The sequence below is a fragment of the Brachybacterium sp. Marseille-Q7125 genome, assembly GCF_023062615.1.
Taxonomy (GTDB): Bacteria; Actinomycetota; Actinomycetes; order Actinomycetales; family Dermabacteraceae; genus Brachybacterium.
The window spans coordinates 1-3,942 of the sequence record NZ_JALLAL010000097.1 but is presented as its reverse complement, the minus strand read 5'-3'; the positions used below and the strand labels follow the sequence as shown (position 1 = coordinate 3,942).

At 71.7% G+C, this 3,942-nt stretch carries 5 protein-coding genes; 2 read left to right on the top strand and 3 right to left on the bottom strand.

What is annotated here, in order from left to right; genetic code table 11:
* The first annotated feature begins 318 nt into the window (after positions 1–318).
* Complete coding sequence (locus MU407_RS13700) at positions 319–1,701, top strand: glutamyl-tRNA reductase (protein ID WP_246958319.1); 1,383 nt, start codon at positions 319–321, stop codon at positions 1,699–1,701.
* Here MU407_RS13700 and MU407_RS13695 read toward each other — a convergent pair whose 3' ends face one another.
* Positions 1,702–2,091 (bottom strand): hypothetical protein, encoded by a 390-nt coding sequence (locus tag MU407_RS13695; RefSeq protein ID WP_246958317.1) that lies wholly within the window; start codon positions 2,089–2,091, stop codon positions 1,702–1,704. It lies immediately after the preceding gene.
* A 5-nt stretch (positions 2,092–2,096) separates the two neighbouring features.
* Complete coding sequence (locus tag MU407_RS13690; RefSeq protein WP_246958315.1) at positions 2,097–2,849, bottom strand: uroporphyrinogen-III synthase; 753 nt, start codon at positions 2,847–2,849, stop codon at positions 2,097–2,099.
* 73 nt (positions 2,850–2,922) lie between these two features.
* On the opposite strand from MU407_RS13690, the gene MU407_RS13685 reads away from it, so the two are divergent.
* Positions 2,923–3,198 carry a hypothetical protein gene (locus MU407_RS13685; protein ID WP_246958313.1) on the top strand — a complete coding sequence of 92 codons (276 nt, stop codon included), beginning with the start codon at positions 2,923–2,925 and terminating at the stop codon, positions 3,196–3,198.
* Positions 3,199–3,208: 10 nt separating this feature from the next.
* On the opposite strand, the gene MU407_RS13680 is transcribed toward MU407_RS13685, so the two are convergent.
* Entirely contained in the window at positions 3,209–3,826 is a 618-nt protein-coding gene (locus MU407_RS13680) for an SGNH hydrolase domain-containing protein (protein WP_246958311.1), read from the bottom strand.
* Positions 3,827–3,942 lie beyond the last annotated feature (116 nt).

Here is a 3,942-nt window from a genome sequence, read left to right as displayed (position 1 = left end):
GCGCGCGCCGGGCGGCGGGGCCGGGGGCGCGGAGGCGGGGGCCCCGCGGGCGGTGGGGGGGCGGGGGGCGGGGTGGTCGGCGGGGAGGGTTCCACTCCTTTCTCGGGAGTCGATGGGGGTGGCCGATGGGGCGCCGCCTGCGGCGCTGCCTGCGGCGATTTCGGTATCTGACAGGTGCCGCGTCTTTTCTGACGGAGTGTCGCCAAAAAGGGGCTCTGACGTGCTGTTCTGTGTCATGACATCCCCATTGTGCACGCCCGAAGGATCAGACACCACAGGGATGACACGTCACCTCGTCTCGTGCCTACACTGGCGCTCATGCTCGCCGCTCTCCGCGCCACCCACGAGCACCTCGACCTCGAGGTGCTCGATGCGCTGACCCGGGATGCGGCCTCCCTGCCCGCGCTGCTCACCGAGCTCGCCGCCGCGCGGGAGGAGGAGCTTGAGGGCCCGGGCGCGCTGCTGCGCGGACAGGTGGTGGTCTCCACCTGCAACCGCCTGGAGATCTACCTGGACACCGACCGCTTCCACGACAGCATCGCCCTGATGCTCGATGCGGTCGCCACCACCAGCTCCTTGCCGCGCGAGCAGGTCGCCGCCTGCTTCGACGCCGCCGTGGACACCCCCGTCGCGGAGCATCTGTACGCCGTGACCTCCGGGCTGCGCTCGCTGGTGATCGGGGAGGCCGAGATCGCCGGGCAGGTGCGCCACGCCTATGAAACCGCCCGCGCCCAGGGCCGCACCTCCACCCTCCTGCATGACCTGTTCCAGCACGCCTTTCGCTGCGGAAAGGCCGTGACCACGCAGGCGCCCGTCGGCGCCGCGGGCCGCTCCGGGGCCGCAATCGCCCTGGACCTCGCCGCCGCACAGCTGGGCGGCCTCGCCGACGCCCGCGTGATCGTGATCGGCACCGGTGCCTACGCCCGGCTCGGCGTTGCGGAACTGCAGCGCCGCGGCGTCACCCCCGCGCAGATCGGCGTCATCTCTCTGTCCGGACGGGAGGACGTCTTTGCCGCCAGCCACGGCGTCACCCCGATCCCCGCCACCCAGCTGGGGGCGGCTGCGCGCGCCGCGGACCTGGTGATTGCCTGCTCCGGCCACGGCACCGTCCTGCACCCGGAGCATCTCGAAGGGGTCGGCCGCACCGTGGTGCTGGATCTGGCGCTGCATTCGGACGTCCACCCCGGTGTGGCGGATCTCGCGGGCGTGAGCGTGCTGGGGCTCGCGGACCTGCGACGCGAGCTGCCGCCCACTGACCAGGCCGCCTACGCCCAGGCTCAGCAGATCGTCGCCGAGCACGTGGCGGCATTCACCGCTCGCTGCGAGGCCCGCCGTCTGGATCCGGCCACCGCCGCCCTCCGTCAGAAGGTGGCCGAGGCCGCGCAAGCGGAGATCGAGCGCCTGCACCGCGATGCCGCCGCGGAGACGGCCGCGCAGGTGGAACGGTCGGTGCGTCGCATCCTCGCGCGCGTGCTGCATGAACCGGCGCAGCATGCCCGCCGCATCGCCGCCGAAGGTGGGGCCGAGCAGTACGCCCAGGCCTTCCACACCGTGTTCGGGATCGACATCACCGCTGCGGCGCCGCCCGGGACTGCGCGCACCGGCGCAGAGCACACCGGGAGCGAGCAGCAGTGGATGCGGGCCGACCGCACCGTCCCGCCCGTGCTCGCCATGACCGAAGCGGAAACGTCCCAGCGCTGATCAGCGCCGACGGAACAACCTGCGGCGCTCGCGCCGCCGTCGGCCCGTCACCGGGGCGGAATCCTGCGCGGTGACGTCCTCGATCTCCTCGATCTCCTCGGGGTCCAGGTGCAGCCCATCCTCATCGACCCAGCGGTCCGTCCAGCCGATATCGGACTCATCATGCGGCCGGAAGGCGCGGCGCCGCGCCGTCGTCTCCTCCAGCTGGGATGCGTCCACCTCGGGTGCGGAGCGGATCTCCTCGCCGCGATGCGGCACCGGGCAGGACCAGAAATAGGGGCAGCCGGGGCAGCCGGCGGTCTCCTCATCCGGCACCGCTTCCCGCTGCATCTGCACGCCATCCTGCAGCTGCAGCATCCGCAACCGGGCTTCATACGGGTTGATGTCCATACAGCTCAGCCCGGGGCGTTCTGGTCATCCAGTGCCGTGCGCACCGCGGCGGTGAGCCCGGCAGCATCCGGGGTCGTCGCTTCTGCGTGCACGACGAGGCCGCGGGCCTCAGCGGCGCGGGTCGTGGCGGGATCACGGGAGATCACGCGGATGTCCCGGTGCACGCCGAGGCTGCCGACGAGGTCCGCGAGCAGCGGCTCGGTGAGCACCACGGCGCCGTAGCCGTGTAACCGCAGATCCCTCACCACCTGCGCATCCAGGTGCACACTGCGGGGCCGATGCGTCGCGACCACCTCCACGCTCCAGCCTGCTGCCGTCAGGGCCCGGGCGAGCGCCGGATCCAGAGCCGCCGATCCCGCGACGAGCGCAGCGGCGCCCGGTTCCGCGGGGGCAGGGAGAGCAGCGAGCAGCGCCTCCAACGGCTCGGGGAGATGGTGGCTCACCGCGAGGCCGAGCTCAGTCACTGCGGTGGCGGCATCCTCTCCGGCAGCGGCGATCGCCGTGCCCTCCGGCAGTGGCGCCGTGGGATCGGCGAGCAGCACTTCGGCATCGAGCGGCGTGGTGAGCAGCAGCAGTGCGACCTCCCCGGCAGCCAGGCGCTGCCGGGCGCGGCGCACATCCCCATCCCGCTGCGCGCGCAGCTCCACGAAGGGGGAGTGGTCCACCGTGAGCTCCGCCTCGCGCAGCGCGGCCAGCAGCGTCCCGGCGGTGCCGACGGGATCGGGGACCAGGATGGGCAGGCCACGCGATGAGGTCATGGGCTCCATTGTGCCGGAGCAGGAGGGGCGCCGACGTAGCATCATCGGGCACCCGCCCCACCGTGGAGGAACCATGAGCACACCCCAGCAGCGCGTCCACGAGATCACCCGTTCCCTGCTCGAGCTGCTCGAGCACGGCGAGGCGACCACCGTCGAGGCCATCACTCTGCGCGCCGAGCTCGCCGAGGCCACTGCCGAGGCCGGGCACCTCGAGGACGCCTGCTACCAGGTCGAGGAGCTCATGAAGGACGCGCGGCGCGAGCACCCCGCCGAGAGCGACGCGGTGGAGCGGGCACGGCAGGCCGTGGTGCGGGTGCGGGAGCTCGGCGGGGCCGGGGCGGAGGGCTGAGACCGGTCCGTCACCAGGCGAAGCCCGATTCCGCGAGCTGCCGCTCGACCTCACCACCCATGGTCGCGCTGTAGGTGGCGGTGATGTGGAACGAATCCAGGTGCACCCGGACGTTCCCAATGACCGGCGGGCAGACGCCTCCCGGACAGATCACCGGTGTGAGATCCAGCGGATGCAGCGGGCCTGCCTCCGCGAGCTGCGCGAGTGCGGCTACATCAGGGCGCTCTGGCGCCAGGAGGGTTTGGTCCAGCGTCAGTGTGCAGGAGGCGATGTCCCCGCCCTTGCTGAGGCACGCGTTGGGATTCTCTGCAAAACGGGGAGTGGTGCGCAGGGCGATCACCGCGATCCCGTCGGCCAGGAGATCGCCGACGGTCTCCTCCAGGACAGGGCTCGCCACCTCGGGCTGGCCGGCGGATGAGCGGGTGGTCTCGAGCATCACCGCCGCGGGGGAGATCTGCTGCAGATATGCGAGAGCGGCCTGGTTGTGCTCGGCGCATTCCGGGCTGACGAGATCCCTCTCGCCGGGAATGAAGGGGCAGCTGCGCTCCCGGACCAGCACCACCTGCCAGCCGTGTTCCCGGGCGGGTTCCACCACGCTCATCGCCGCCTGCTGGGCGGGGCCTGTCAAATGGTGTGTGTAAGGGGTGTGGCACCACCCCCTGAAGGAGACACACTGTGACGATTGACGCCATGCCGAAGATGAGCGCCGAGGAGCGCGCTGAGCGTCGTAGAAAGCAGGCCGAG